This window comes from Acaryochloris sp. IP29b_bin.137 (assembly GCF_028285745.1).
In the GTDB taxonomy this organism is placed as follows: Bacteria; Cyanobacteriota; Cyanobacteriia; order Thermosynechococcales; family Thermosynechococcaceae; genus Acaryochloris.
Window position 1 is genome coordinate 15,242 of the sequence record NZ_JANQOP010000367.1, and the last position, 23,590, is coordinate 38,831.

Sequence of the window (23,590 nt, forward strand, 5' to 3'; positions counted from 1 at the left end):
AAAACGGGCTGCCGGGGTTTATTCCCCCTGGCACACCCAACCCGTAACCTAGATCGACCCTTGATGGTCAGAGGACGATGACCCTAGATTTTCGCAATGTTAATACGTTGTGGTCGTCGATTGTCGCGGAGACCCTCAGTCGATTAGGCTTAACCACTGCTATTGTCTGCCCAGGATCGCGATCGGGACCGTTAGCGGTTGCCTTTGGCCAACATCCCCAAATTGAGGCCATTCCGGTGTTGGACGAGCGCTCAGCCGCCTTTTTTGGGTTAGGGATGGCTCGTCGCTCTGGGGTACCCGTCGTGCTGGTGTGTACCTCAGGAACCGCCGGGGCAAATTTCTACCCCGCCGTTATTGAAGCCGAAGCGAGTCGTATTCCTTTAATTTTTTTGACGGCTGATCGGCCCCCGGAACTGCGAAACTGTCATGCGGGGCAAGCAATCGATCAAGTTAAGCTTTATGGTCAATATCCCCGGTGGCAAGCGGAAGTCGCATTGCCAAGCCCCCAGCCTGACATGCTGGCCTATATGCGCCAAACCTGTGTGCATGCCTGGGAGCGATCGCAATGGCCGATACCGGGACCTGTTCATCTCAATGTTCCGTTTCGCGATCCGCTAGCCCCGATTTCAGATCCAGAAACGGAAGGTCTGGCAGCGCACTTCGATATCGATCAATTTTTCTCTGCGGTTCAACCATTACACCCGGTTCAACCTTCGTTTAATCTCCGAGCCTTGGAGACCGATCTGCATCAGTGGCTCAGTTGCGATCGCGGCATCATCATTGCCGGTCCAGCCCAACCTCAAAATCCAGAGCATTATTGCTCAGCAGTTGCCCAAATCGCCCATAGGCTGGGTTGGCCAGTGTTGGCTGAGGGGCTTTCTCCGCTGCGAAATTGGGCAGACCGTAATGCAAACCTTATTTCAACCTATGATCTGTTACTGCGCCATCAGGCCTTAGCCACTCAGTTGCAACCGCAGCAAGTCATTTGTTTAGGAGAATTACCCACCAGTAAAGTTCTGAGAACTTGGCTAACCCAGGCTCAACCTCAAACTTGGGTTGTAGCCCCCTCCGATCACAATGTCGATCCGCTCCATGGTTTATCTATACCGATCCGTATCCCTGTGGAATGCCTGTCAGCAATCATCCAAGCTGAGGCGCTTCAGCCGGACTCTGAAAAAATAGACAATCAGCAGCTCACCGAATATACAAATTCCTGGCTTAGAGCTGACCAATCCCTGCGAACTCGGATCAATACCCTAATGCAGGCACAAACCGTTCTCACAGAAAGTAAAATCGCATGGTTATTGTCCCGGGTACTACCTTCAAGGACCCCATTATTTATTGCCAACAGCATGCCTGTTCGCGACATCGAATCTTTCTGGCAACCGGGCTCTTTGCATATACAACCCTACTTTAACCGAGGTGCAAACGGGATTGATGGCACACTTTCTACCGCGTTAGGCATGTGCCATCGTCAGCAAAGTAGTGTGCTGCTGACCGGCGACTTGGCTCTCTTACATGACACGAACGGATTTTTGTTGCGAAACCAGTGGCAAGGCCATTTGACGATTATTCTGAATAACAATGATGGCGGGGGAATTTTTCAAATGCTTCCGATTGCCGCCTTCGAACCGCTGTTTGAGCAGTATTTCCGTACCCCTCAACAGATTCAATTTGAGCAACTGGCAGCCACTTACAACATTGGTTGGGAACGCATTGAGTCTTGGGCACAATTGCAACAGGCCCTAAATCCTTTACCAACAAATGGTATCCGCATACTTGAAGTCTCGTGCAATTGCCAGAATGATACTCAATGGAGGAGAATGATGGTTGAGCAATGCGTGAAAAGTCTCTAAATGCTAAGAATTTCTGCAAAAGTTTCACCATTCTGGCTAAAACATTCAGACTGCATTTTCTCTATACTTTTTGAGCAGTTTTGAGGCGTATAAGGCCAAAGGTCTTCAAAGCAGATTTTTATTTAGCCGTTAAAGCTTAATGAAGATTGAACTGCAATAGACCAACGCAAATAGGGGGCAGTCGGGGGATTGAGTCGCACCCACAATCCAAAAGAGTCCTATATTGACGACAGAAAATTTTTCCTTGCCAAAAATATGGATAACTTGGGGAACACTAAGTCTGTATGGATGAGTTATAAGCAATAGATTCTAAGACGTACATTCTCTCATTGCAGACAAGTTGCAGTTTGTAGGATGTTTCTACCCAAGATCTTTTGGTTGTCAATGATCTAATTGCACCACCACTAAAATGCAAACTTTAGAACAAACTCAGCAATTTTCTTTTCAGGCCCAGGAACTTTCCAGTAAATTGCTGGAATGTACCCTTGCAAGCAGTAACGGATACTGGACACTACAGTTTTCCCGCTTGGCCTCCCGGAAAGAGACTGCTTGTGGCTACTTGGGCATCACCCATGCCGGTACCATTGGCTACTCTGGGTATCGGCCTTGGAGTAGCCATGAACTGCTCCAAGTGGCAAAACGTTATATACTCCAGACTCGGCAGGACCCCCTTAAAGCTCATGTCGCCCGTTGGCAGTCTGCAGTCAAAGAGCAACAGATTAACCCTCGGGCCATCTATGAGCATATGTTGACCTTGGGAATCGACCCCGAACAGATTCAAGCTGCCCTGCGACTAAAGTTACTCAATGACTTTGACTCGTTTGTATCGTTTGGGGCTGGCGAAGCTCAGTTTGTTCCTGACCCCCAACTCCAGGAGGAACTCCCCATTCCTGGTTTTCCGATCGCAGAGATACTGCAAGCGGTCCAGGACCGTCAAATTCTATGGCAACAACTGAGACCCATTATCCCCTCAATGCAGATGTTACCTGTATTGGATCCTGATGCCATCGCTGCGGCTAATTTACCTCAAGTTCAACATCAGTGGATCGAAAAAGTCGTTAAGCATGAGCGACCGTTGAGCAAAATTGCCATCGGGTTGGCCAAGGACCCATTGGAAGTCGCTCGGCTCTTTTCCAAATGGGTACAGGCTAAATTGCTGCGTCTGGAGCCCTTACAGCAGACGCAATCGACCACGGTGATGATTATTGATGACTCCCCTTTAGTCTTAAAGCAATTTCACAGTTTGGTAGGAGCCCTGGGCTATCGGGTTGAGGTTTGTCAGCAAGCTGAAACAGCCTTAGAGAAGATTGCTCAAGCCAAGCCGAGTATTATTTTTATCGATATCAACATGCCAGGACTCACGGGTTTTGAGTTGGTAAAAGAAATTCGACAACAGCCCCATTTAGCTGGTATACCGCTCGTTATTTTGACCGGTGAACAGAAGTTATCCAACAAATGGCGTGCCCAGTGGAGTGGCTGTGAATTTTTGACCAAGCCCCTGGCGGCTGCCGAAATCAATCAGTTTCAACTTCAACTTCAGGAACTGATCCATACCCTGGTTTTTAGTCCATCTTTGATAGCAGGGGCATAACAGTGCGCCATTGTAGTCTATGTACATAGCTTATTCATTTGTTTGCAAAGCAAGGTTTTTGGAGCTTGGAAGATGCGTTTATTAGTCATTGATGATAGTGCAGTTGATCGATTGGCCTTGGTCAAGATGTTGCAAAATCTAGGCCATGAAGTTGATGAGTGCGAGAGTACAGAGAATGCTTTGACCCAAATTGAGTCAGGTAACTACAACTTAGTGTTTCTAGATGTGGTGATGCCGGGACAAGATGGCTACAAATTCCTCCGGTCACTCCGGTTGAATCCCTCCACTGCCGACCAATATGTGGTGTTTTGCTCCAGTAAAAAAACGCCCTTAGAAGTGAACTATGGCATCAAACGGGCTGGGGCCAATGACTACCTTACCAAGCCGGTCACCAACGACACTGTCACAGAAATCTTACAGCGCGTAAGTTCGTAACGAAGGTATCCATGTCAGCCACCACTCCAACTCATCCCACTGTCCACTCCTCCATCTCCATCAATGAGCGATATATTTTGACTCAGGCAGGTTCGTGGGTTTTGGTATTCTCAGCTCGCTGGGTATCTGAAATTTTTCGAGTCCCTCGATCGCGCATCTTGGCTCTGCCGTTTTATCAATCGCCGTTGATGGGCGTTACCCACCACAACAGTCACATCATTCCGCTGGCTTCTGCCCATCATTTGCTACAGACGGAAGAAAATACATTACGGGAAACAGTCACTATTCTGAAGTTGAGTAGTGCAGCCGGAACTTTGGCCCATATGGGGATTGTCGTTGATAAAACCCTCGGGAGTTCGAGTCAAGATCAACTGCCTCCCGCTATTTTGACCACTCCATCCCGGCATCCTCAGGATACAAACTCGATGGTTTTGTTCCAGACTGATTGGTTTCCCCCTGACTTGTGGCACCCTCAAAGATAGGGTCCCTTTTGTCGCTCAAGAATTGTCAAATTTGGATTCTCTCAACCCCTATAAGACACCTTTCTCTGTCTTATTGCTGGCCTTTTACTTACTGTATTGAGTTTTTTCTTATGAACTCCGATCAACTACAGCCTGATACATCGGATCAATCCTTCACGATCAGTCATTCTCCTTCAACCCCTTCTTCTGTGGATCGTGTCAAAAGCATAGTCCGCAACAATTTGGTAGGAACCATTACAGCTACTGTTGTGGGCAGTTTATTGCTGACTGGAATCTCGAGCTGGAATATTTGGAGTATCTACCGCACCTTCGGAGAAACCGTTAGCCGTAAATTTGAGCTGCAAAAACGGACGGGACAAATTGCCCACTATGATGAAGTCTTGACGATGTCTGCCCGTATGGCAGCCAGCACAGGAGATCTGAAATGGCAAGAGCGATATGACCAATTCGTTCCCCTCCTGGATGAGGCGATTGGTGAAACATTAGACAACGTTACCGAGGAAATCCGAGCTGAGGCAAGCAAAACGGATGCGGCTAACACTCGACTGATCGAGCTAGAAACTGAGGCTTTTGAACTGGTCCAGGCTAAGCAAGCCCCCAAGGCATTGGACCTGTTATTGGGCAGTGAGTATACCAACCTCAAAGCACAATATGCTGAAGGCAACCAACGGGTTCTGGGCCAGATTGATACCCTCATTCAAGGGCAACTCCAGTCCTACCAACAACAATTAACGGCTTCCATCATCTTTGCCGGTGTTGCCTTTCCTATTTTGTTGGCGGGCTGGATTCTGGTGCTATCTGCCGTTCGGGACTATATCCGTGAACGTCAAGAAGCGCAAGAAAAGGTCAAGCAATCCCAGCTCGATCTCTTGGTTTTGAATAGTCAACTCCAGGAAGAGATCGAAGCTCGAAAACACCAAGAAGAGGACATCCGTAAGGATAATGACCAACTGCAAGAAGACATTATCGGGCTACTGGATGTGGTCTCTACGGTGGAAGAGGGCGACTTAACCACACAAGCAATGGTGAATGAGCGGGCAACCGGATTGATTGCGGATACGCTGAACCGTCTGATTGAAGAATTGGGCAACATTCTCAAACAAGTTTCGGAAACGTCTCGTCAAGTATCGACGAGTAGCAATCGCCAAAAAGATATCTCTCAAGTGGTGGCTCGTAACACCGATCAACAGTCGCAGGAAGTCATGCAGGTTTTGGGCCTGATTAATGAGGTCCGCTCCTTTGCCACCAACGCGGCTCAACAGCTTGCATCAACCAATCAATCTTTGGTGACCCTCAATGCAGCCGTAGCCCAAGGACAAGTTGAGATTGGTTCGCTAGGGGAGGAAATTGACGTTCTGCAGCAGGGGAGCGATCGCATCGTCCAACAAATGAAAACCCTTGGAGAATTCGTGGGGTTAACGGATCAATTTGTGCAAGACCAAGGAGATATTGCCGAACAAACCCAGATGCTGGCCTTGAATGCGGCCTTGGTCGCCGCCCGAGCATCAGAGCAAACCGATCCCAAAAAATTTGCGATGGTCGCCCAAGAATTCGAATCGATTGCTAACCAAGTCAGCCAACTTGCCCAACAAACCAACGATGGACTCGGCTCTCTCGAGCAACGTAGCACCCAAATTCACCGGGTTGTCGCTGATGTAGATGCGGATGTGCAACGACTGGGTGGAGTTGTGGATGACTTTACCCAAGGGGTCCGCCACACTCAATCCGTATTCCAAAAAGTGCAGGATGTGACGGGGCAGGCGGTGGAATCTGGGGAAATCGTGGCCCAGACCAGCGAAGAGATTGTGCAGACCTCCGAACAAACGGCTATGACGATGGAGGCAATTGCCCAACTCTCCACTCAAATTGCGGGTCAATCCAATGATGCTCAACAATTGGCCGATGTCATGAACCAGCTATCCGATGACTTATTGGGCAAGGTCAAAGTTTTCAAACTCCCTGAAGAGACGGATCATCCGATTCTGCAAACGGCTGCATCATCCCAGTCCGATCCTTCAGCCTTATCTGAATCTGAGTCTGCCCTGACAGTCTAGCTTTCAGCAATTATTGCAACATTATTTGGTCCACTGACACTAGGTACGCATGATGACTACTGGCCCATCGCTTTCTCCCCGATCTGAAGATGCTCCGCTAGAGCAGGTTGATTCTGCTGCAATTTTCATCGAGGAGATCGAGGATCATCAGCAGGAGACATGGCTACAGCGCATCCAAAGACGCTTACAGAGCCAACTTGTCGGCACGATTTCGGCGTCTGTCCTCGTCAGCTTGCTGCTGACCGGCACCTCCGCTTGGAATATCTGGCGCATTTATCGAGGGCTACAAACCACGATTGCCAAGGAATTTCAGTTGCAAGAGTTGAGTGGTTCTATTGTACATTTGGACGAAGTCCTCACCATGTCAGCCCGGATGGGAGCCAGCACCGGTAATACTCGCTGGGAAGATCGATACAACGAATACGTGCCTAAGCTGGATACTGCCATTGGCACCCTACTAGATGAGATCCCTGTTTCCGCTCAATCCAATCCAGAGCAAACAGATGCGGCCAACAAGAAGTTAGTGGACTATGAAACCCAAGCCTTTGAGTTAGTTCGGCAGGGGAAAGCCCCCCAGGCTCTGCAATTACTCCTTGGCCCTGAATATGAGGCCCAGAAGACCATTTATAACGATGGGATTCAGGGCACGCTCCAGACAGTGAAGAAGAACGTCAAGGCCCAGTTGGACAGCTATCGGCAACGACTGGCTTGGTCCTTTACCTTTGCCATTATTAGTTTGGCTGTGTTGGCTCTGACTTGGTACATCGTCTTTCTCGCTGTTCAGGGATACATTCAAGAGCGCAAACGATCTCAATCTGCTCTGGAAAGTTCAAAAACGGATTTGCTAGCGCTGAACCAGCAATTGGAAAGCCAAATTGAGCAACGGACCGTTCAAGAGCAGCAAATTCTCGCAGAGAGTGAGTTGTTACAAGAAGATGTCGGCCATATTTTGGATGTGGTATCAGCAATTGAATATGGGGACTTGACCATTGAAGCTGACGTGACCGAACGGGCGACGGGCCTGGTGTCCGATACCCTGAACCGTCTGATCGAGTCTTTACACCGGATTATGTCCGTGGTGTCCACCACCGCAGCTCAAATCTCCAGTAACACTGAACAACTCGAAGCCTTGTCGATTGAAACCAATGAGCGGGCCCAAAGCCAGACCCAATCGGTGACGGATGTGCAGTCCCTGATGGAAAACGTCAATCTTCTAACCGCCAATTCGCGGGAACAGACAACCTCGACAGAACAGGCTCTAGAACAGGCCAAATTTGCGGTTGAAGCGGGTCAGCAAGAAATGAGCGCAATGGTTCAAGGGATTTCTACCTTAGAAGAGGGCACCGAACAGATCGTCAAACGGACCCAGCTTTTGAATGAATTTGTGGATCTTGCAGCTCAATTCTCAAAAGATCAAAAACGTGTGGCATCCTTGACTCGAGTACTAGCCTTGAATGCTTCCATGCTCTCAACTCGGGCCTTAAAGGAAACAGACCCAACTCAATTTGCCAGTATTGCCAAAGAATTTGAAACCATTTCTCGCCAAGTCAATGATCTGGCGTCTGAAACCAACCAGACCCTAGCCCAACTGCAACAACGAACGGATCAAATTCAGACTGTGACCTCCGGTCTTACGCAAGACGTGAGTGACATTAACCAACTAGTCAATAAGTTTACGGATGAAGTCGGTAAATCGCGGCAGGCCTTTACCCATATGCAAGCTGCCACTGACCAAGTCGCCTTGGCTGGTCAGCAGGTGAGACAAGCCAATGACGACATCTTTGAAGCGGTTCAGAGTACCCTGATTGCGACTCAAACGATTGCTCGGGAAGCAGAAGATACCGCCTCCCAAGCGAATATCACCCGCGAACAAGCATCTTCCATGGGAGAGTTAGCGCAAACCCTTGCTCAGATGGTGGAATTCTTCCAGCTTCACGTCGTGACTGAAGAAGATCTGACTCCTTCCTCAACTGACCCTGAACTGAAATCAGCGAATGCGCCCTTAGCCATTTCTGCTGAGACCTAATAGGGGTTACCCGACTACGCTACAATCGCCCATTTCCGTCCTATTGTCCTATTTAGAGATGATGACTGACCCTGATTTCTCCTATTCTGAATCCATGCCTGTTTCGAGCAGTGATCCTGAAGCTGAACTGCAGAAGGAACTGCAAGCCATGTTCGAGATTGACAGTCAAGAACATCTGCAAACCTATTTTCAGCTTGCGCAACAGCTCAACCCTGCCTCCTGGGTAGCAGATATCCAGAATATTTATCGAGCGATTCACACGATTAAAGGTAGCGCTGTAACGGTGGGAGCAGACGCAGTGCTTCAGACAGCTATGGTTTTAGAAGATCTACTGTCTGATTTACGGTACTTAGAAGATGCACCTCCTTTGGAAGATGGCGCCTTGCACCGGATGCTATCAGAGGCAGGGGAACTTCTGGGCAGTTGTTTACAATTGTCGGGGCCAAATGCTCAGACCGCTGTGCTGCCCACCGTTAATCGTATTAAAACACTCCATGAGAAGATTCAACTCCAATATCTTCCTAACTGGGATGAGTTGACCCAAGTTCACCAGGAATTTGCTGAGCAAGGGTTTGACCTCGTGATCCTAGACCTGGAAATGGCGATTAACCAACTCGGTGACCAAAGCATTCCAGCACAAACGCTGACTATTGCTCAGCAAATGCTGACCCAACTTCGACAAATTGGCCAGGATCTGCAGTTGGCGGAAGACTGGTCGACCTTGTTGGAGGGGGCAACACAGCTTACTCAGATTTCCCTCGTCGATCTCTGGCGTCAACAATGGCCCATTTACTTTGAGTTGCTCAAGCATTGTGCCAAGCAAAGTGGTCAGCTAACCCCGGAACAGCAAGAGATGTTTTCCACTCTCACGGCAGGGCTCCCAGAAAAAGCTAGCTCAGTCCTATCGTCTCTATCCGATGCCGAATCAGCCTTGGCACCTCCCCCTGAAATCGACTTGGGTTCAGATATCAGTTTTGAAGACTTGGATGTAGCGGTTGATCTGAGTTTCGATGACTTGGATCTGGACGCAATGACACCAGAGATATCCCCTGAACCGACCTTCTCCAGTTTTAGCCCCAGCGAAAGCCAAGCCGCTGATCTAAAGCCAGTCAGTCTTGATAACATCGCTGATTTGGATGACATTGCTGATCTGTCCGATGAGTTCCTGGCAGACGCTGATGATATGGACTTTGATAGTCTGCTTGAGTTCGATCTGGGTCCAATCGATCTGTCTGAGAATGAAGACCTATCCGTTGGTGTAGTGGATCTGGTTGATCCGACCGCCACACTACCCGGACTACTTCCACAGCTAGAATCCACGACAACTCCCGCACCCGTCCGCACACCCCATCCCCAGCGGGGTATCAAAATCCCAGTCCCTCTGGACCGCCTCAATCAATCCTCTCAACAAGTGGTTGAAACCCTCCTAACAGCTCGATCTTCCTTTAATAAGTCATCTACCCTGCAAGCCCAATTAGCCCAATTAACAGCCCTTACGCAAGAAAGCGCTGAATATATTTCTAGGCTGCGACAGCTCCAAGATGACTACGCCCTATTGCGGGATATTAGTGACGTGCAAGACTCTGACAGTGGTGTTTCGATGGAGCGTTACCGTCAGGGTTACACGACGATTAACCGTCTTTTGGAAAATATTTTGCGGATGTCTGAGCTCGGTGCTGAGCTGGAAGGAACTTCTCAACAAACCGTCAGTAGCCTCGGTAAGCTCAGTCGCAACATCTCACAGCTCAAAGACGGCATTGAGATGAGTCGTCTGGTTCCCTTCAACAAACTCACCCTTCGAGCGAGAGCCATTCTTCGAGATTTGACCAATCGCTATGATAAACCTGCCCGTCTAGAAATCAAAGGCGAGCAGATCGAACTGGATGCAGGGGTGGTTCAGCAGCTAGAACCCGCCCTTTTGCACTTACTCCGCAATGCCTATGACCACGGCATCGAGACCATGGACGAGCGATTGCAGCGCGGTAAACCCATTCAAGCCACGATTCAAATGACTTTGGAGCGGCGAGGGAATCTATACAGGCTGTTGCTGCAGGACGATGGTCAGGGCATTGATGCGCAAAGAATTAGCCAGATTGCTCAAGAGCGAGGTTTTGCCCTCACTCAAACCCAAACGGCTGCTGACCTGATCGCTGTCCTCTGCCAACCCGGATTTAGCTCTCGTAGTGCCGTGAGTGAAGTATCCGGTCGAGGGGTGGGGATGGATGTGGTCGCCAGCCAAATTGCCAGTATTGGGGGTCAGCTCCATCTCGACACGCAGTTGGGGCAAGGCACAACGTTTATTATTGAAATTCCGGCACCACAGTTATTGGTCCCTTGTGTCTTGCTCAATGTGGGAGAGCGAATCGTCGCGTTACCCACAGATGACATTCGGGAGACGATGATGGCTGACGTAACCCAATTGCAGCCCCCTCAAGAAGGCGAACTAACCTGGCAGCTTTCAATGGCAGGAGGCTCTGCCCCGGGCTACGGGTTGGCAGCATTTTGGCATGAACCAACGCAACTTTCCGATACAGCTATTTGTGTCCGCCTATCTTTACCCAACCATCAAGATGTCTGGTTAATCGCGAATGATTTGTTGGGACAAGAAGAGCTATTAATTCAGCCGCTGCCTCATCCGCTAGTCAGCCCACCCGCTTTGTTAGGCGTAAGTTTACAGGCAGATGGTCAATTACTGAGCGTATTAAACCCAATTGAGCTGGCTCAGTCCTTGGCGACTCAACAGCCGCAAACCAGCAAAGTGCAGGAGAATACCACCGCAACGGTTTCTGAGGGCATTCAAACGATTTTGGTGGTGGATGATGCTGCTCTGATGCGTCGGCGACTGGAGAGTAGTCTCAATACTTACGGATTCGCCACATTTACCTGCAGTGATGGTCAGGAAGCTTGGCAGTGGCTGCAAGCGAATGGAACACCCGATATGATGATTACCGACGTGGAAATGCCCAACATGGATGGGTTTACCTTGATCGATCGCTGTCGACAGGCCAATATGGAGATGCCAATTCTGGTGGTGTCGTCCCGCCTCTCGGAAGAATGGGGCAAAGAGGCTGAGCGGTTAGGCGCGAACGACTATTTGAATAAAGGGTTCTCAACGCCAGAGCTGATTAATCGTGTCAAAACCCATCTCAGCCAGCAGCCAGCCGAATGTTGATCAACCAGTCATGCAGATCAGCTGCAGCAGAAGGGCTATCGGGGAGAGAGCTAGACTGACTGGCATTTTCTAACCGCTGTACAAGCCGATTGTATTCGGTGTGGTAGAACGTCTGCTCACGCTCTGCAATAAAGGTCTGTTCAGTGCCTGAAACCTTTTGGGCAATCAACGCTGGAATATAGGCCAGTTGAAATTTCTCATTTAGATGCCTTAAGTTGGCCTCAATCTCACCCGTTTGCATCAGGTGAATCCCCGTTAACAAGACTCGAAAGACATATAGCAACGGCTTTACCCAGGCTGGAGAGTCTTGGGTAAACAACCGCCATTGCGTGCGAACAAATCCTAGATAGTGATGGCTGTGGTGACGGGTGATGCAACGGGTTGCGATCGCTTTCAGGGCATCATGCTCAGGCGATGACTGCACAATCAGCGGCGAGTAGAGCTGTTCTAGCACATAGCCATTCCGCTTTAGCAACAGCCCGATAAATTTTTTGACATCATGCGTCACAAGATCCAGCTCTATTCCCATCTGTTCTGAGGAAATTTCGCGGGTTTCTGGTCCCATCTGCAGACCAATCACATCCCTTAATGGCAGGATATGAACGCCTCGCAAGTCATAGTCAGAATCAGCAGAGGGAAACCCATATAAGTGGGCACCACTAATCGTGGCAAACAAAAGCGGGGAAGGCTGTTTCGTTAATACTTCCTGAAACTGTGATGGTAGCTCAAATCTCATCCGTTCCCAGGTATCTCAAGTTGATGCGGTTCAGTCGCTGTAGAGAACATCATAGACGTTCAAGACACCCCTCAGGGGAATTTCGCAAAAATTAGGTTATCCCCCACAAATCAAACAGGATAAAAAACCGAAATTATACGGAGGATGATCAGTGAATTAATTTTTATTCTAGAAGAGGGTAAATCAATTGTATCCAAAAGCACAAAATTCAAACGCAATACGCTTGGTTTACTGAGATCCAAAATAAATAACTAAAATGCAAGAACGACTAGGGCAGAACAATCAATTTTCTTGGGCGGACAACCTGCTATTTGGCAAAGGGAAGAATTCATTTATCGGTAACTTTCTTAAGTTTTCAAGTAGTGTTTGTGCTGTGGCAGGAGGCGTTATGCTCTCCTCCAATACTGAGGTTAGCAAATATGGTTTTATCCTCTTGGCATTGAGTTCAAGCCAGATATTTATATCTAGCTCAATTGCTGGCAACAAGGGCTTGATGATGTATGCAGCATCACTCTTTATTTTTGTAGACTGCTTTGGGATTTATCGATGGTTGCTGTACTAAATATACATGAGGGAAAATCACATCCTCAACAGACTAATTCTAATAGTAAAGAAACCTCCAATACAACGGTGTCCCCTTTATGTGCCTTAACGGCTGATTCAGATATTGGCGGGATGAAGCTCGGAGATGCATATCAAAAATTTGTCAAAGATCAACAAGCTGACATCCCCTTATCTGTTTGGTTAATTGAGAATCCAAGCAGTCCTATCTCTTTGCCTGGAAGTGTCGATCTGAGAGGACATGATTGTATACATCTGCTGCTTAACCGAGGGATGTCCCTCTTTGATGAAGCATTCGTGATTGGCTACACCATGGGGAACTGTGCCAATATTGGCAACCATCATATTTCTATTTATAAACTATTCTCTAAAATTTGCTTTCCCGATGCTTATCAGTTTAATAGCTTCCATATGCGGGCTTTCGATTTTGGTTTTATGTATGGTCAAAAAGTAAAGTTTCAAAATATCCATAAGGTTAATTTCGACCAGTATAGCGATCAACCGATTCATGACCTGCGCGTCCATTTTGGCATCAATCTAATGGAAGTTCACTGTTTATGGAAAGCTGAACAAATATTGTTGAATTCTAGTCCGTTGATGGCGGCTGCTTAGACTGAGAGGTTTTCCATCTTTTTCGCATACTCATATCTGCAATATTTTTGCTGCTATCTACATTCATCGATACTATAAGAGCATAGCGTTCTCTTAGTAAAATTAGTTCGACCTATGCCGTTTTCAAGACTCAAAGATTTCAGGTAATCACTACATGAGCAATCTTAATTCTTTCTCCTTTAAAAAGCAGGAATTGGTCAGTCAAATCTTGACAGCCATTCAATCCTCACAAAATGGATATTGGCAATTCAATCTCGGCAATTCCACTCATCCTCATCCGCAGGCCGCTTACTTAGGGATTAATGACTCAGGCACCTTATGCTATGCGGGTCGTCATCGCTTGAGTGGTGAGTCCTTCTTACGAACCATTAAACGGTTTAATTTGTCAGCTCGGCAGGAGAAATACAAATCCTATTTTTCAGAGTGGGCTGCAAATTTACAGCAGGATAGTGTTTCGATCTGCACCGTGATGACCGACATGCTCTTAAAGCGAATCATCACCCCCAAAGAATTGAGGCAAGCCTTAAAACAGAAAATTCTGCTCCAGATGGATCATCTATTAGCGGCGGAACAAGGGAATGCCCATTTTTTCCCTGACGCCCAACTCGACTCGATTGATCCCCTGCTGGGGTTTTCGGGGCATGAAATTGTCAGTGAAGGGTTGGTCCGTCAAAAGAAATGGGAACTCATCAAGCCCTTGATTCTCTCTATGGATGGGATTCCAATTGTTAATACTAAGATATTGAATCAGACTGACTTACCGCCGCTGCACCGTAAATGGTTAGACCGAATCTCTCGACATGAAAAATCCCTAGAACAAATTTCTGTGGCAATGGGCAAAGACCCCTTAGAAGTTGCCTCGCTCTTTGCCCAATGGGTGCAATTAGAGCTGGTTGAGATTGAAAGGCCGATGCAATCTGATTGTGCTCCCGTCATGATTATTGATGATTCACAGCTCCTGATTAAACAATTCGATCATCTCGTGAGAGCCCTAGGGCACCAAGTGATTGCATGCCAAGAGTCTGAAAAGGCTGTTGACAAAATTCATAAGGTCAATCCGTCCATGGTATTTATTGATATCAATATGCCTGGCATCACTGGATTTGAATTGGTGAAGCAGATTCGCCAACAGAGCAGAATTGCTTCGATTCCCCTTGTGATCCTGACGGGTGAGCAAAAATTATCCAACAAATGGCGTGCCCAGTGGAGCGGGTGTGAATTTCTCACGAAGCCCTTGGGGATATCTGAAATCAAATCCTTTCAATCCCAGCTAAAGGATCTGATTCAACAATTTGTTGAAGGAGAACAGCATTTGGCCGCTGCGTAATGTCGCAAGCACCGTATTGGGCAAGCACCATATTTATCGTTGCGCCTAACATCGCCCTGCCCAGATCTCACTGGGGTCTTACACCATGCTTTGTCGTGCTTTGATCAAAAAGGCATTGGCTTGCTCATAGTTAGGCCGTTCCGGGAGTTGAGTGTGGGCGAAGGCTTGTTCAAAGTCCTGGTGAAGTTGGAGTCGCCATTGATCCACTTGAGGCCAAGTCCAATGCTGATATTTTATCCCCAAAAGTTTGTCGCGATAGTCACGCATATCAACAGGAACAAACCCTTCTTTAAGGACGGTAATGCCAGACAAGAGCAGCCGAATCAGATGCATGGCATGCTTCCAGCGGATCTGGCCTTTGGACCGTAAATCCTGCTCCATTTTTTTGAATTGGGAGAGGGCATAGCCATTGTAGGTTTGATAGACCAATCGGGATAAAAACATCTGGCACTGATCCAGCAATGCAAGGGCCAAGGGCGTTGCTGTTTCAATCAGGGGAGAATAGAGACATTCCAACACATTGGGATTGGCTTTGAGAGCCAGTAAAAGGAACTTTTGCAGTTCCCAATAGCATTCTTGAGCCGGTTTATCCTCAATTTGCTCCGGGAGGCCATAGAGAGACCAGTGGAGGGGGGCTGGGGGGAGATAGATACCTCTGCGATCGCAATCGGAAAACGAGTCATCCAAACCATAGGCCCGCGACCCAACTACACAGCGATAAATCACGTAGTCTTGCAAATTGTAGTCTGCTAAAAAATCCGAGTTTTGCTCTAATCCCTGAGTTTGGTACTGTTTGCGCAGGCTAAACTGTTGTCGTTGTAAACTTAAACAACGGCCATCGGGCAACTCAATCTCGTAGGAATGGGAATTATCGGTGGGGGCTTTGACAATCTTGCCAACGGCTCCAGCAAGACAGGTTCCCGACTCGGTGCAAGCATCAACCCGAGTGACCACTTGAGTTCCTAGAGGCACAACGAGTTGAGGCTGCATGATCAATTCGTTTGCTGGCTGCTGTGAGTATTGTTATTGTAGTGCGTATACTACAATACGCTTCGAGGACGAATGTAGCAAGGCTTTAATCCTCAACTCAAGCTATCCGTAGCCGGATCTTCCTGTACAGATCCATACTCCAATAGACTTTAATCCGTAACCTTAAGGTTTGACTTTGTGATTGTTGCTGTAGCTGTTCTTGCACCCTGATTCGGAAGGTCTGCTCAGCTTCAATTTCATCCCCAATTTATCGCTGGGTGCGAGCGGCAATAGGCTCCTTTTTTCGACCCCGTGAGCCCAGCAATGTTTTGTTTATGATGGAAAAACATTGTGATCAGGAGGTCCCATGGGGGAGATTGTTGGCATCGACCTAGGCACAACGAATTCCGTCGCAGCTTTTAAGTTTGCTGAGGTTGAGGTGGTTACCGCGCCAGACAATACGCCTCCCGAGCGACAATTGACGCGCTCAGCAGTGACCCTCAATGACCAACAACTGATTGCGGGGCAAGCGGCCTATCATCAACTCCGCGCTGACCCTGCAAATGTGGTGGTGTCTGTGAAACGACTGATGGGACGTAGCATCTCGGATCCTGAGGTGCACCGACAGCAGACCCACCTAAACTATCAGATCACCCAAGCGAAAACGGGCACTGAGCATAGCTTAGTCATTAATTTGGGAGACCAGCAGTATCAACCTGAGGATATTTCTGCCGCCATCCTCAAAAAAGTGGTGGCCAATGCCCAAGCCTTTCAAGCCAAGCTCGGTCAACGCCAAGCCATTACAAAGGCAGTTATCACCGTACCGGCCTATTTCAATGACAAACAACGCTACGCCACCCGTACAGCAGCAGTGCGTGCCCATCTCGACCCCATGGAATTACTACCCGAGCCAACGGCGGCGGCTATTTCCTATGGCTTTCGACCGGATGAAGCTAGCGAGGTCAAAACGATTCTAGTCTTCGACTATGGCGGCGGCACCTTTGATGCCTCTTTGCTGACGATCAGTGACAACCAGTTTATTGAACTAGGCAAGGCCGGTAATTTGTGGCTAGGCGGCGATGACATCGATCAAAAAATTATTGAGTATGTCAAAGCCGAGGTGGCCCAACAGGAGGAGATTGAAGATCTAGAAGCCCTTATCCATCAGATGCCAGCCTTTCAGCGCCTTCGCTTTCTGGCCGATCTAAAAATTGCTGCGGAATGGGCCAAGGTGGCGTTGAGTTCCGCCCCGTCGGTTCATATCGTCCCCCCTACCCCCCTTCTCGATCCGCTGGGAATGCCGCTCATGGTCGATGTGGAACTCCCTCGCGATCGCTTTGAAGCGATGATTCACCCCATGGTTGAACCGACCCTTGCAATCGCCCAGGATGCCATTCGCTCTGCTGGCTACACGCCCGATCTCGTTGATGTGGTTTTGATGGTGGGGGGCTCCTCTCAGATTCCGTTGGTGCAGCAGCTGGTGCAGGCAGAATTTGGCACCGAGAAAGTGGTGGTGCATCCTCGCCCCATGAGTGCAGTGGCAGAAGGCGCAGCCATTGTATCTTCCGGTCTGACGGAGCGCGTGGGGACGGTCTCCCGCGATTATTTTGTGCAGTTGGTGGAGGGGCCACACAAAGTAATCAGCCAAGGAGCGGTCCTGCCGGTACTCACCATCCAAACCTTCAAAACGGTGGTGGATGATCAGCAGTTGATTGGCTTGGAGTTGCTGAATCGCGACGATAGTCAGGACATCATGGAAACCATTGGCAAAATCTGGCTGCCGCTACACAAGCGCCATCCGAAAGGAACGGAGGTGCTGGTGACCCTAGAACTCGACGAACAGATGGGGGATTTGCAGGTAACGGCAGTCCTCAAAAATGAACCAGAGACAAAGGTCAGTAGCCGCTGTTCTCGGGGCGGAGTCGATGAAAAAATCAATGATGAATTGGACGAATTAATTCGCGATCTGAACGCCCGACAATTGTCAGCAGACCAAGTTCGGCTATTGAGCCAGCAGGTTAGTCAAGTGGTGCGACTCTCCAACGAGATTATTGATGCCAAAACAGGTGAGGAACGACCGGATTTGCGAGATCGCGCCCTCCAGGAACACGAAGCCCTCAAGTCTCGGCTGGACGATGAATCCAGTCAGGCATCGACCTGGGCCTATGAATGTGATTTTTGGGTGCAGACCTATAGCTTTATCATTCCACCCGATCAGCAGGAGCGATTGCGTCAGATCGCGGAGCAACTGCGGGAAGCTATCTTCCGCAAAGATCTTGCCGCGATGCAGGTTGGCATTCAAGAGGCCGCGCAGGAGTATCATCGCCTCCCTGATCGCGTTCTGTTTTTACAGCGCTGCCGGACTGCGATTTACAACGCCAATCAAGACTCCCCCCTGCAGGGCAGCACCCTCAATGACCAGAAAGAGCAGCTTGTTGTAGCGCTCCAGCGTCAGGATTGGCCCCAGGCCGATCAGATTCAAACTGAGATGTTACCCGCGGTGGAATACTGGCTCAACCGCCATCCTCCCACTGCACGAATTCGCACGGAGCTGAGTCAATGAAGTTGACGTGTCCCGTGTGCGATCGCACGGCCATTGATGGTAACATCTGCCCTAACTGCGAAACGGATCTCTCTTCGATTCGATTACTGATGACACTTCCAGAAGTTGCTGAGCCGCAGAGGAAATGGCTCCTGGCCCTTGTCATTGTGCTCCTGCTGGGGGTGATGGGCTGGATGGTTTGATGAAGTGGTTCCAACGCTGGTTCAACCGCCTTACTCGCCGTCTCTTCGGGATGAGTGTTGCTCAACTGCGTCGCAAAATTCGGCAGACTCGACAAACGGCAACTCAAGCCCAACAACAGGCCCACCAACATCGATATATCAAGGCCCTAAAGCTGGGCGAAAGCATCATCAATGACTGGTATCCCGCCGATCACGCCATTGAAAAACAGGCTCGACGTTGGCTACTATCCGATTTACTCAGGGACATCAAGAAACAGCTCGTAAACTGGGAAATCCAGGCAGAGTCGGCCTATGAAGCTGCATTTCAACTCACCCACCAGCTCATCACCCAAGGGAAATTTCAGGAAGCGCTGACCCTATTTGAACCTGTCCATCAGGATTTCCCTACACCGAAGGGGAAACCACTCCTCGATTGGCTTACCCAAACCCTAGCCGGTCAGGATTTTTTCAACTTAGGTCTCCTGGCAGAGCAAGCCCAAGACTGGTCGCTGGCCACCGAGCACTATCGCCACGCAATGGCGGTAGCCCCTCAGTGGCGAGCTGAATGTCAGTCGCGGCTGGGAATAATCGCCCTTGATCAGCAAGACTGGATGGCAGCAATCAAAGTCCTCAAAGGGATAACCCATCCACAAGCGGCCCGTGCAAGAGGATTTGCCCAGGCCCAGTTGGGTCACTGGAAACAAGCCGTTCAAGCCTGCCCTGATCTGGCTAAACTGGATGTCCATCGTCATGATCCTTTTCTGCAAGCACAGCGGGCAAAGCACAAGATCCAGGATGCAATGGTGGCTCAGGATTGGATGGCTGCCGCCACTACCAGCCACCAATTTCTCCAGGACTATGGTCCACAACCTCCTGTGGATGAAAATCTGGCCCATTGCATCTATCCCCACCTAGAACAAGCTGTCTGGCAACAGCGGGATTGGACGCGTGCGGCTCAGATCTTCGCGCAGCAGTGGTCTACATCCTTAGAGATCAGGGCACTGCACAATTGGGCCCTGGCAGCCTATTACCGGGTTCTGACGGAGGCGAAGGGCTATGAAGAGTTTGTGGTGGCTTGGATGGGTGCGATCGCAAACCTCGCGCAAGACCCATCGGTGCAGTCGATTCCTTGGCAAACCTCCGTTAACCTTGCCTCTCTAGAACAGCAACTTCAGCAACAGCTTGATGATGCCCTAAGCCCCCTTCGCCACTCAGATCCAGCCTATTATCAACAAATTCATGCCCTTTATCGCCGAGATGCCCGGGTGCTGGAGTGGCGGCAATCTTCCCCTGTGGGCGTCCAGATCCAGACCGTGACCCTCACACCGGGTTGTTACTTGAGGGCAAATCAAGGGGCGGAGATGCTCCCGGCTGAGCTATGGGGAACGCTTTACACGCCCTGGTGGTCTGCTGTTTTAGCTTGCCTAGAGGGCGATCGCTGGCAGGGCATTCAACATAAACCCCAATGTCAGCCCCAAAATGCCGCAGAAGCTTTTGCTCAAAGGTTTTTAGACTATCAGGAAGGCTGTTATTACTTGGAGATCGAAGCAGGAGGATATCCTCGGTGGCGATCAGCAATAAAGCCCCTCCAAGCGGCACAGGAAACGATTCGCTGCCGACCTGACTGGATGGCAGAACTTGATCAACTCTGTCAGCAACACTTTGATGCGATTTCCTGGGATGTTAGTATGGCGAAGGACTTTACCCAATTTTGGATTAACCTAATGGGTAGTCCCACGGCTCACACCTACTTTGATCGAGCCCACCGTCAATAATGATGTCCAAAGTTGCTGTCCCTCTAAATCCCTACGAGGTACTGGGCGTAACCCCAGACACCCCCATTCGGGATATTCCCAAGGCCTTTGCGGAAGCCATTCGTCAACGTCAGCACTCCCCCCAAACCCTGGCCAAAGCCCGTAAATGCCTTATGAATCCAGATGAGCGCTTGCTCGCTGATTTTTCGCAGCCGCTTCTAGCTACCCAAATCGCACCACCGCAGCTAGAAGACTTTAGCCACTTCCATTTTGCTGACACACCACTAGCATGGAATCCAGAATGGAATGAACTTGGAGAGCTGGTCAAGCAGATCTCTGCTCACCAGCCCTCTGCTGCCGATTTGAGAGTAGGGGCTTCGGTTCCTAATGTTCAAACCTAGATGACGAAACCCTCCCCTGATTTGAGGCTCAGTCCAGCACAGCGAGACCAGCTGGTGCAGCATCTCTCTACATTACTGTCCGAACGTCTGACACTCCAGCAAGCCCTCCAAACCCAGAGAGATAAGGATGCTGCAGCTCAGGAGGCACTCTTGCTAGAGCTTCTGGAACTCGTAGACAGTTTTGACCTCCTGCTCACCTATCTGGCGGAGCATCAAGAGACCGTTCCCAGGGCGTGGCAGCGATTGCCAAAATCCTTGAGGAGCATGCAGAAAAAGTTGTTGGAGACGTTAGAACATCGACAGGTCAAGCCCTTTGAAGTGAACCCCCAGAATCCTGATTTCAATCTCTGCCGCGTTGTGGATGGGAATCAACAGGAGAACGCGACCTATAAAGTGATCCGTCAGGGATTTTATATCCAGGATCGACTGCTGCGGCCTGCCGAGGTGATACTGCAAGAGCCTGATGCTCCTCCTCCAACAGCGCGTTAACCGCTATCCGGCTCAATAGCTTGCTAGTAATGTTATCTCACACAGGTCTAGAAGTACGGGTCGAAGTGAGTGTGAAAGTGGCTTGATAGGCTCGCCTGGTATGGCCGACAATGCAGCAGTACAGGTTAATCAGGCCCTGATAAGAATTCCAGTATCTTTGAAGTAACTCACAACTGCCTCTCCTAAGCGAATTGTAATTTGCTTTGTGAGTTTCTTGATATAAGGGTTCTTGGTTGATTGGGAAAAATCGTATTCTTCTTTCATGAGAGAAACTCACGGTATTGTTGTTGTTCTCGTTTGGTTGCTTTACGAGCAGAGATGATACGGATCAGCTCAAGTTTAACGACCAAGCTCACCGGCAGCAATGGAGCGCAGCGGAGTTGCCGTCCGTGGGCGGCGTAATATTATGCCCCTCTTGATTTCTCTAACCCGACTAATTCACTCCAACGATAACCCAAAGCTGCTATTTCTTTGGCGCAAACGATCTCAATACGAGTTCGAGCTTCCGAATTCAATACACGGCTATAATGCTCTCGATTCTTGCGAGATTTACTCTTTGCGCTTGGTAGGTTCAACTCCCCCGAAAGCCCCAATTTGTCCTTAATCTTTGCCAAATCATCATCAAGGGTTTCGTAGCGCCCAACAAAATCTACCGCGATCTGATCATTGATTGTATATATGCTCCAGTTCGACAATAACTCTGTCTTTACAGAGTTCAAATAGTCTGAAATTTCAGGCCTAGGATCTACCGTGCTCCAGTAATAACGACTGATGGCTTTATCAAAAGGACTGCGCTCGAATGTAAATTTGAAGTAGCTGTTCCAGATTTGGGCAGGTATTCGCTCCTGAATATATTTCGCGGTCGCATGATTATAGAATTTATGCCGCTCTGCTTTACGAATGGCCTTAAACCAGTCACGCTTGCTGTAATACTTTAGGGCAATGCAATAATTCCTGGGGCCAGGAAAACCCATTTCTTGTCGTGTTACTTCGTCGTCCTGGGAAATTGGAGTAATAACGTCGTGGGTATCACAGAATTTTGACAAAGCAATTTCGATACTTGTACCTGCTGTTTTTCGCGTTTTTAGAAAAATGAATTTGTACTTGTGGTTAATAATCATTGCTTAATTGGGTTTCTCTGCAATAGTTGATGTACATACATAACGTCCGCGTTAACTCGGTGAAAACAGAAAAGTATATGCACAAAAACATGTGTTTGAGCACGCCGATTCAACGCGTTGCTCTTTAGGCAAGGGTTGCGTTATAGGTAGACGAAGCCACCACCAACAATCTTGGACCAACCGTCATCAACGCCTTTGATTAGAGCGTTTTTGTGCACGCCAAGCCGGCGTGCGACTTCATATGCGAACACAATGCCCATATCGAACATTTGGCTGGCACTAAGTTCGATCGCGCCCCCCTGCCTTTGAAGCGGCAATCGACGCAGCGACAGAAGGATTTGATCCGCCAATGAATTCTTTTATCTCGGGAATCTCCTCGGCGACCCGATCTGGTGATGTCCAGCATCGAATTGCTAGTTGACGTTCGCCATTGGGTCTGTAGACAGGTTGAAAGCCGTCCTTAGATTCTTCGATTTTGAAGAGTTTAAATGTTGGAGACACCAATTCACCGGCAACGCCGTAGTCCTCAGCAAGGGCCAAGAAATCATTTCCGCGAAGTGTTACGAGTGATTTGGGTGTGACGTCGTTGATGCTGTCTGGGCAGTATGCTGTGATCCACGATGGCATATGCTTTTGCTCCATCTGAATAACGATAGTTAGGAGGTAAATTTCCTCATAACACGAAATACACCTAGAACTTGTTTACTCCTCAAACAAAGCTGACTCTCAGGGCTGTTGCAAGTTCCTGAAAGAAAATCTGAAGCCCAGATTCTTGTGTAACCAGACTTCCCATAACACTGTTGCCATCTCACGAATTTCTAGTGCTTTTGAATGACCTCTGGTTAACTTGAAACAGCCCTGAGCTGACTGGCACTGGTCTTTTAAGAGGATCTAGATTTTCTTAGTCCTTATTGAATAAGCATTTGAACTTTCGATCCCTATTTCCTCTGAAGCCCATAGAAAAAAAGGATTTTGACCTTGTAGATCCTGTTAATAGACCAGTGCCGAGCTGACTCCAAATTAGCACGTCTTATTTTAAGTCAGCTTTACAGATATTTTCCGATATAAAAACTTGCCGTTGATCATCTGGAAGCGATATAGAAATAGAATCTCAGCAGATTCTTTTAGCACTATTGGAGCAGGTTATTGGGAAAAATATCTGCATAAGTACCAGTATTAAGATGCTTTGGGGATGACAAGGTACTTCAAATCTAGAGTCAGCAGTAGATAGGGCAGTGTGATTTCAAAGAAAATAGGGTGGCCGAAACGACTACCCTATC

19 protein-coding genes and 1 pseudogene are annotated in these 23,590 nt (G+C 48.7%); 15 read left to right on the forward strand and 5 right to left on the reverse strand.

The genetic code is table 11. From position 1 onward, the window contains the following. The first annotated feature begins 77 nt into the window (after positions 1 to 77). From menD to Q0991_RS24665, 7 genes are all read left to right on the forward strand, one after another. Positions 78 to 1,856 (forward strand): 2-succinyl-5-enolpyruvyl-6-hydroxy-3-cyclohexene-1-carboxylic-acid synthase, encoded by a 1,779-nt coding sequence (gene menD, locus Q0991_RS24635; protein ID WP_299493664.1) that lies wholly within the window; start codon positions 78 to 80, stop codon positions 1,854 to 1,856. Between the two features lie 409 nt (positions 1,857 to 2,265). Continuing rightward, a complete protein-coding gene (locus Q0991_RS24640; RefSeq protein WP_299493666.1) occupies positions 2,266 to 3,447 on the forward strand; it encodes a response regulator in 1,182 nt (393 codons plus the stop codon). 72 nt (positions 3,448 to 3,519) lie between these two features. Beyond that, positions 3,520 to 3,882, forward strand: a complete 363-nt coding sequence (locus Q0991_RS24645; protein ID WP_299493668.1) for a response regulator — start codon at positions 3,520 to 3,522, stop codon at positions 3,880 to 3,882. 11 nt (positions 3,883 to 3,893) lie between these two features. Beyond that, positions 3,894 to 4,364, forward strand: a complete 471-nt coding sequence (locus Q0991_RS24650; RefSeq protein WP_299493670.1) for a hypothetical protein — start codon at positions 3,894 to 3,896, stop codon at positions 4,362 to 4,364. 110 nt (positions 4,365 to 4,474) lie between these two features. Continuing rightward, entirely contained in the window at positions 4,475 to 6,418 is a 1,944-nt protein-coding gene (locus Q0991_RS24655) for a methyl-accepting chemotaxis protein (RefSeq protein ID WP_299493672.1), read from the forward strand. Between the two features lie 52 nt (positions 6,419 to 6,470). Further along, positions 6,471 to 8,444, forward strand: a complete 1,974-nt coding sequence (locus Q0991_RS24660; RefSeq protein ID WP_299493674.1) for a methyl-accepting chemotaxis protein — start codon at positions 6,471 to 6,473, stop codon at positions 8,442 to 8,444. Positions 8,445 to 8,538: 94 nt separating this feature from the next. Then, positions 8,539 to 11,616, forward strand: a complete 3,078-nt coding sequence (locus tag Q0991_RS24665; RefSeq protein ID WP_299493676.1) for a response regulator — start codon at positions 8,539 to 8,541, stop codon at positions 11,614 to 11,616. On the opposite strand, the gene Q0991_RS24670 is transcribed toward Q0991_RS24665, so the two are convergent. Beyond that, positions 11,591 to 12,352: a nucleotidyltransferase domain-containing protein gene (locus Q0991_RS24670; protein ID WP_299493678.1), complete on the reverse strand. Its 762-nt coding sequence runs from the start codon at positions 12,350 to 12,352 to the stop codon at positions 11,591 to 11,593. The two genes, Q0991_RS24665 and Q0991_RS24670, sit on opposite strands and share 26 nt — an antisense overlap. Before the next feature lie 256 nt (positions 12,353 to 12,608). Between Q0991_RS24670 and Q0991_RS24675 the strand changes: the two genes are divergently transcribed. The 3 genes from Q0991_RS24675 (at position 12,609) to Q0991_RS24685 (ending at position 14,852) form a co-directional block, all read left to right on the forward strand. Then, entirely contained in the window at positions 12,609 to 12,914 is a 306-nt protein-coding gene (locus Q0991_RS24675) for a hypothetical protein (protein ID WP_299493680.1), read from the forward strand. A gap of 68 nt (positions 12,915 to 12,982) precedes the next feature. Further along, positions 12,983 to 13,525 (forward strand): hypothetical protein, encoded by a 543-nt coding sequence (locus Q0991_RS24680; RefSeq protein WP_299493683.1) that lies wholly within the window; start codon positions 12,983 to 12,985, stop codon positions 13,523 to 13,525. A gap of 154 nt (positions 13,526 to 13,679) precedes the next feature. Further along, complete coding sequence (locus Q0991_RS24685) at positions 13,680 to 14,852, forward strand: response regulator (RefSeq protein ID WP_299493685.1); 1,173 nt, start codon at positions 13,680 to 13,682, stop codon at positions 14,850 to 14,852. Between the two features lie 78 nt (positions 14,853 to 14,930). Here Q0991_RS24685 and Q0991_RS24690 read toward each other — a convergent pair whose 3' ends face one another. Next, a complete protein-coding gene (locus tag Q0991_RS24690) occupies positions 14,931 to 15,842 on the reverse strand; it encodes a nucleotidyltransferase domain-containing protein (RefSeq protein ID WP_299493687.1) in 912 nt (303 codons plus the stop codon). Positions 15,843 to 16,188: 346 nt separating this feature from the next. Here Q0991_RS24690 and Q0991_RS24695 point away from each other — a divergent pair, with 346 nt between their 5' ends. The 5 genes from Q0991_RS24695 to grpE are packed head-to-tail and all read left to right on the forward strand — an operon-like array spanning position 16,189 to position 21,189. Further along, entirely contained in the window at positions 16,189 to 18,384 is a 2,196-nt protein-coding gene (locus tag Q0991_RS24695; protein WP_299493689.1) for an Hsp70 family protein, read from the forward strand. After that, positions 18,381 to 18,566: a hypothetical protein gene (locus Q0991_RS24700; protein WP_299493691.1), complete on the forward strand. Its 186-nt coding sequence runs from the start codon at positions 18,381 to 18,383 to the stop codon at positions 18,564 to 18,566. The genes Q0991_RS24695 and Q0991_RS24700 overlap by 4 nt, the downstream gene beginning before the upstream one ends. Continuing rightward, the gene (locus Q0991_RS24705) at positions 18,566 to 20,320 is read left to right on the forward strand and encodes a hypothetical protein (protein ID WP_299493693.1); all 1,755 of its coding nucleotides are present in this window, start codon (positions 18,566 to 18,568) and stop codon (positions 20,318 to 20,320) included. The genes Q0991_RS24700 and Q0991_RS24705 overlap by 1 nt, the downstream gene beginning before the upstream one ends. Positions 20,321 to 20,322: 2 nt before the next feature. Continuing rightward, positions 20,323 to 20,700: a hypothetical protein gene (locus tag Q0991_RS24710; RefSeq protein ID WP_299493695.1), complete on the forward strand. Its 378-nt coding sequence runs from the start codon at positions 20,323 to 20,325 to the stop codon at positions 20,698 to 20,700. Next, a complete protein-coding gene (grpE, locus tag Q0991_RS24715) occupies positions 20,701 to 21,189 on the forward strand; it encodes a nucleotide exchange factor GrpE (protein ID WP_299493697.1) in 489 nt (162 codons plus the stop codon). Positions 21,190 to 21,226: 37 nt separating this feature from the next. On the opposite strand, the pseudogene Q0991_RS25335 reads toward grpE, so the two are convergent. The 3 genes and pseudogenes from Q0991_RS25335 to Q0991_RS24725 form a co-directional block, all read right to left on the reverse strand. Beyond that, positions 21,227 to 21,453 (reverse strand): annotated as a pseudogene (locus tag Q0991_RS25335) (antitoxin). Positions 21,454 to 21,593: 140 nt separating this feature from the next. Next, complete coding sequence (locus Q0991_RS24720; RefSeq protein WP_299493699.1) at positions 21,594 to 22,310, reverse strand: sulfotransferase family 2 domain-containing protein; 717 nt, start codon at positions 22,308 to 22,310, stop codon at positions 21,594 to 21,596. Positions 22,311 to 22,589: 279 nt separating this feature from the next. Continuing rightward, entirely contained in the window at positions 22,590 to 22,937 is a 348-nt protein-coding gene (locus Q0991_RS24725; RefSeq protein WP_299493702.1) for a hypothetical protein, read from the reverse strand. Between the last annotated feature and the right edge of the window lie 653 nt (positions 22,938 to 23,590).